5 protein-coding genes are annotated in these 5,967 nt (G+C 68.0%); all 5 read right to left on the reverse strand.

Annotated elements, in window-relative coordinates; translation table 11 throughout:
• The coding region (locus tag ACTHL9_RS01445; protein ID WP_440516847.1) for a ParB/RepB/Spo0J family partition protein at positions 1–333 on the reverse strand (333 nt) is incomplete at its 3' end.
• Positions 334–367: 34 nt separating this feature from the next.
• Entirely contained in the window at positions 368–1,870 is a 1,503-nt protein-coding gene (locus tag ACTHL9_RS01450; protein ID WP_440516848.1) for an arylsulfotransferase family protein, read from the reverse strand.
• Positions 1,871–1,979: 109 nt separating this feature from the next.
• Positions 1,980–4,133 (reverse strand): OmpL47-type beta-barrel domain-containing protein, encoded by a 2,154-nt coding sequence (locus tag ACTHL9_RS01455; RefSeq protein ID WP_440516849.1) that lies wholly within the window; start codon positions 4,131–4,133, stop codon positions 1,980–1,982.
• A complete protein-coding gene (locus tag ACTHL9_RS01460) occupies positions 4,130–4,633 on the reverse strand; it encodes a hypothetical protein (protein ID WP_440516850.1) in 504 nt (167 codons plus the stop codon). The genes ACTHL9_RS01455 and ACTHL9_RS01460 overlap by 4 nt, the downstream gene beginning before the upstream one ends.
• A gap of 1 nt (position 4,634) precedes the next feature.
• On the reverse strand, positions 4,635–5,777 hold the full coding sequence (locus tag ACTHL9_RS01465; protein WP_440516851.1) for a COG1470 family protein: 1,143 nt from the start codon (positions 5,775–5,777) through the stop codon (positions 4,635–4,637).
• Positions 5,778–5,967 lie beyond the last annotated feature (190 nt).

Consider the following 5,967-nt stretch of genomic DNA (forward strand, 5'->3'; position numbering starts at 1 on the left):
AGAGCCGGAGCGCCGCGCTATCGCTGCCATCACCTCCTCGCGGGAGAGTCCGCGCTGTTTCACCGCATGCTCGACGGCGAACTCGAGGGCCTCGCTCTTCCCACCTGGGCGGACCTCGGCCCGGATCGCAAGCCTGCCGAGCCGTTGGGCCGCGGCCAACCGGTGGTAGCCGTCGGCGAGCAGGAGGAGCCCATCGGCCTCGAAGACCGTGATGGGTTCCGCTTGCTCGAAATGCTCCACGTAGTACGCCACGCGGCTCTCGTCGAGGTGGCCACGCCCCTCAAGGATGGGCTGCTGGACGAGATCCGCGATGACGATGTCGGTGACGGCCATGGGACCATCGTGCACCATGCGATGCGCCTGCCCGCTACGCTGCGATGGCCACCGAGGTCGCCAAGACCTTTCCGGAGGAGTCGAGGGCCTGGGCTGCCACATGAGGGGCGGCTGCGACTGCCGCCGTCGTCTCGAAGCCGGTCCGCTTGACCACCACGGCCTCCGAAAGGGCGGTGGCGTCGTTGCCGGTGAGGAATCTCCAGCTCGCGACGGCCGTGGCGCCGTTCCAGCTGGCGTATACCTGCATGGTGGAACCGTTGCCTGTCACCGCCGCGACATCCGGAAGGGTCTCGGGAGCGGCGGCCCACTCGGCACGGTACACCCGGTAGGACCCGCCTCCGATGCCGGTGGCCTCGAAGACCGGCGTCCCGTCGGCCGCGAATTCCGTTGCCGCCGGATCCGACCCCCAGCCCACCAGGTAATGCCCGTTCGGAAGGAACTGGACGTTGCCCATCGCGTTCCCCCGGTGCCCTCCGCGGGCGAGCTGGAGCTTCACGCTCGCTGTCCGTTTCGCTTCGTCGACGGCGAGGAGAAGGCCGCGGGATGTTCCGGTGGTCCCGTCCTTGTAGTGGTTGTCGAACATGCTGATGACCCCCGCGCCACGCTGACGGACGTCGTGCTGCCAGGCGAAGACCGCGTCGCTGGGGAGGGCGAAGTCGCTGTTCTTTCCGCCCAGGCGCCACGCCACCGACCCGGACCGGGTCACCAGATAGACCGTGTGGGTGTGGCGGAAGGACACGAGGTATCCGTCCGCGCGCAGGTCGACCGCGTTGAGGTGATAGGGATCGTATGCGGTGCTCGTCGAGGCGCCGTTCGCGGTCTGGTCATCGGAAGGCTTGACGTAGCTTTCCTCGAGGGTGACGTGATCGGACGCCGTCCAGTCGAAGAGCAGCTGTCCGGTCGCAATGTCGACTTCCTGGACGTGGCAGTCGTACATGTACCCCTTGACGGGACCGCCCACGCTCGAGAGGTCGCGCTGGATGGTCGGGTAGGACGTGAGGAGGGCCGTGCCCGAGGCGGTGAGAGTGAACTCGTGGAGATCCGCCTTGAGGCCGCTGCCGGCCGGCACTTCCGCGATGGTGCGGTAGGAGGTGTCCTTGATGATCCCCTTGCCTTCCCCGTGCCCTCCGATGCCCTGGCCGCTCCAGTACGTGAGCACCTGCCGGCCCAAATAGGACTGCACGCGCAGATCGGTGACCCCGGCTCCCGTGGGTTCCATCCAGATGGGGCGGCCTTCGTTGTCCATGATGAGCCCGTTGGATCCGTGTCCCATCGGCCCCGCGAAGAGAAGCCCCGGCGCGGTGGCGGCAGTGGACCACACGCTTACATGGGGCGTGGTGAGCTTGGTGCTCACGAACGTGCGATCGGGCGGAGAGGTGGGCCCGGCGGAGGTCGTGGGCGACGGCGTGGGCGTCGCCGCGGCGGCGCTCGCCGGCAGAGGGAAGACGCTGGACCGGGCGACGGTCGCCCCGGCGACCGCCCCGAACACCGCGATCCCCGCGCCTTCGATGAAATGACGACGACTGACCTTGAGCATGCCGCCATGCTAGGGAGCACTGCTGTGGGCCCGAGAGCGGGAATCTGTGGATCAACTGAGAGAGCACCGGAAGCGGGCTGGTGCCCGTTCCGGTGCTCTACCAGTGAGGTTAGAAGTAGGTGACCGATGCTCCCCCACCCGAGGGCGTGGTACCGACGGCGGCGCTCCCCGAATCGGTAGGTGCACCCGTCTGCCCCGCCACGGCCCCCGAGTAGGTGGCAGGAACCGGGGCTGGCCGAGTGGAGCCGTTGACGATGGCCTGGGTGCCCTTCGACGAGCTGGACAACGCGCCGAGCGTGATCGTCAGCGTCTTGCCGTCCGTCCCGAGCGAGACCTGAGACGGGGCTCCCTGCCCTGATCCCTTGAAGGTGAGGGACCCGCCGCTCGCGTACGTCGCACCGAGGTACACGGTCCCGAAGTTGGACGCCGTGGTGCACCCGGTGACGGTCAGCGCGTCGTTGCCGTTATTCGGGGTGATCTGGACCGCCACACCGTTGCCCGTGAGCGAGCTGGTGGTGCTGGTCCACGTGCTGCAGAATGAGCTGGGGCTCATGACCTCGTTGAACACGACCGTGACGGTGTCGCCGGAGTCGGCCTTGCCGTTCGTCCCGCTCAGGGCCACGGAGACGACCTTCGGTCCGATGCGACTCGCCGCCGTGTTGACCACGCTCACGTTTCCGTACGGGTCGGTGGCCTGGGCCGAGAACGTCACAGGCCCAGAATTGAGGCCGCTCACGTTCATCGTCGTGGTCCAAGCACCGGAGGTGTTGGCAGAGACCGTTGCCGTTACCGAATGCGAAGCAGAGTCGCTGGCCGTGAGAACGACGGAGGCGCTGGGATCCGAGGTACCCGAGATCTGAACCCCCGACACGGTGTCGCTGGTGATGGTGGCAGGCACCGTGAGCTGTGGCTTCGCCGAGCTCGTGTCCTTCAGGCCCGTCTGGGTTCCGGGAGCCCCAGTATTGCCAGCGGCGTCAGTTGCCGTTGCCGAGTACGTCAGCTGCCCCTCCGCGAGCCCCGAAAGGTTGAGGCCCGTGACCGACCAGCGTCCGGTGCCGTCGGCTGTCGCGTTCCCGGTGACGAACGCCCCGGCACTATCGGTCACCTTGAGCGCGATCCGCGCGCTGGCCTCCGACGAGCCGCTCACGCTGAAGGACGCCACGTTCGCGGACCACACCGTCGCGGGAGCTGTGACCGTCGGTGCTGCCGGCGCCTGAGTGTCCTTCAGGGCCGTGGCCGTGGTCGCCGGGCTCACGTTGCCCGCGGCGTCTTGTGCAGTGGCCTTGAGGGTGATAGTCCCGTCGGCGAGGCCGGACATGTTGAGTGTCGGCAGGGACCAGGAGCCCGACGCGTTCGAGGTCGCCGTACCCGTCACCGAGTGACCGGACCCGTCGGAGGCCGTCACGGTGACGGTGCTGCCCGACTCGGCGCTGCCGGAGATCGGCACTGCACCCACGTTGGCTCCGTTGATCACCGCTGGAGCACCGAGAGCCGGAGCCCCGGGCGCCACCGTGTCGATCCGTACCGTGAGCGTCTGGTTAGCCGAGGTGTTGCCCGCAGCATCGGTGGCCGAGTACACGAGGGTGTGTGTGCCGTCCCCTCCGATGGAAACGCTGGCGCCGGCGCCGGAAACCGTAGCGGGCTGACCGCCGTCGAGCGCGTAAGTGATCGAGGCAACGCCGCTGCCGCCAGCATTGTCCTGTGCCGCCAGCGAGACGGTGACCGGGCTGCTGTTGTTGTAGCCCGCTGCGTTCGGCGTGGGAGTGATCGAAGCGACCGAGACGGTCGGCGGAGTGCTGTCAGTGACGACTCCTGCGCTTCGCGCGCTCTCCGCCCCCGCCCAATTGCCTAGGACCGGGGTCACCGTGTAGAACCATGTGCCGCCGGGCACGCCCGTCTCGGTGCACGACAGGTTGCTCACAACCCCCGCGCAGCCGCCCGTCGCCGCGACAGCAGCGCCGCCGCTTGCCGTGCTGTATCGCGCGATCGTGTAGCCGGACACCGCGCGGCCGCCCGCCGTCGTGCCCGCCGTCCATGAAAGGGAGACGCCTCCGTTGGCGAAGGACCCCGAGGGTCGAGCCCCCTGGCTCACGGTATCGGCCACCACGAGCCCGTCGGGAGAGGTCGACGTCGCCTGCCAGTAGGCGAAAGCGGCTGCACCGCTTCCGGCAACGAGGACGACGGCGGCGAGCGCCGCGGCGCTGCGCCGCCCCACCCGCAGGAGGCGCCGTGGGCTGCCCTGGGACATCTGGTCGTCAATCACTTGCGCACCTCGAGAGTCAGCGGAAGGTTGAAGTGAGCTCCTTGGCATCCCGCGTCGGATGTGAGCCCCATGGAGACGCTGCTTGGAATGGTCACTGTCTGCGTTGCGTTCGCAGGAATCGTCACGGGCTGGGCGAGGGGGTTCTGGTTCTGGAACGAGACCCCCGTCGTGACACACTGGGGATGGCTGGCGTCGGCTGTCGCCGCGCCCGCCGAGACAACGCTGAAGAGCTGAACGTCGTAGGGATTCGGGTTCGAGACCCGGACAACTGCGTCTGCCGTGCCGCCCGGAGACAGCGGTTGCTGTCCCGGCGCCGCTTGGACGAGTGCCTGCGTCGCCAGGGTCTGAAGCTGCCCCGCCGCCGCACTGCCCGAACCCGTCCCGGACGTTCCCCAGTAGGCGTAGGCGGTTCCGCCGGCGAGGACGAGCGCGGCCGCGCCGAGCACTGCCGAGACTGTTCGGCGTCCGCCACGCCACGTCACCTTCTGCAGCCCCTTCATGTCAGTTCCCCTGTCCTGATCCGGAGTACGTCAGCACGAGCGAGGCACCCTTGCAGCCGTCCTGGTTGGCAGCCGTGTCGAGCATCGAGATCTTCGGCCACTGGCTGCTGGCTACTCCAAGCGACGTCAGGGAGCTGCTCCCACTCGGCAGGGCCACGGGGTACGGCCCGCTGTACTGGGCGATGGCAAAATCTGCCGCCGTGCAGGGAAGCCCCTGCGCCTTCGCAGTAGCAGTCTGGCTGATGCTCGCGATGGTGACCGAGAGGTTCGTCACCGAGAGCGACTGGTTGTTCGGGTTCGAGAAGGCGAGGCCGAGCGTCCGCGACACCCCGGGGGCGAGCTGCGATGCCGCGTCGCCGGAGATCGAGAAGGCCTTGCCGTTGCTGACGATGCCGAACTGGACACTCGCGTACCCATATTGAGTCTTGCCCGTCGCGTCCTGGCCCGAGCCCACGATGTACAGGGTCCACGAGCCTGCCGGCGCCGAGGGCGAGGCGGTCACCTGAAGCGTTGTGGTGTTGCCGGTCGCCGGGTTCGGGCTGAACGAGGCGGTGACGCCCTGTGGCAAGCCTGAGAGGGTAAACGAGATCGGCCCCGTGAGATTCGTCCTTGAGATCGCGAGACTGTAGGCCCCGCTCGAGCCGGGCGAGATGCTCAGAGACGCCGGCGCGCTCGAGAGCGAGAAGGACCCCGAGAGAGGGTAGTTGACCGTGAGTCCCGCGGTGGTCGACGCCGTCGTCTTCCCCGAGGTTCCCTGGATCTGAGGGCTGTACGTACCCACGGGCGTCGACGCCGTTGTCGACACCGTGAGCGTCGTGGTGGCGTTTCCGCCTGCCGCGACGTTGAGGTTCGCGGCGGAGAAGCCCGCCGTCGAAGAGCTAGGGAGGGCCGACGCGGACATCGCCACGGTTCCGGCGAACCCGTTCTGCGAGGTCAGCGTCACGGTGTAGCTGACAGCCGAGCCGCGCACGACTGACTGGCTCGCCGGCGATACTTGGACGCTGAATGTTGGCTTGCCGGCCTGGCTCGCGGCGAACAGTGCGCCCGCCGGCAGCATGATGCCGAGCAGCGTGATGACGGCGATCTTCACCGCCCGTGCGCCTGACCGCGGCGCGGCCTTCAGGAGATTCCCCAGACGTCTCACCCTTGTGCCCCTCTTGCTTGGTTGTTGCCGAGTGTTCGGCGTGGATGCGCGTCGGGTGGGCGGGCTCGTCCCCCCCCACCCGACCGCAGGCTCTTAAATTCTCGAGACGTTGAAGGGAATGGGCGCGCTCTTTCAGGCGTCCTTGTTCGCGGTGGAGTCGTTGTATTCGAGCGTCCCCGCGCCAAACATC

This window comes from Sinomonas sp. (assembly GCF_051955515.1).
In the GTDB taxonomy this organism is placed as follows: domain Bacteria; phylum Actinomycetota; class Actinomycetes; order Actinomycetales; family Micrococcaceae; genus Sinomonas.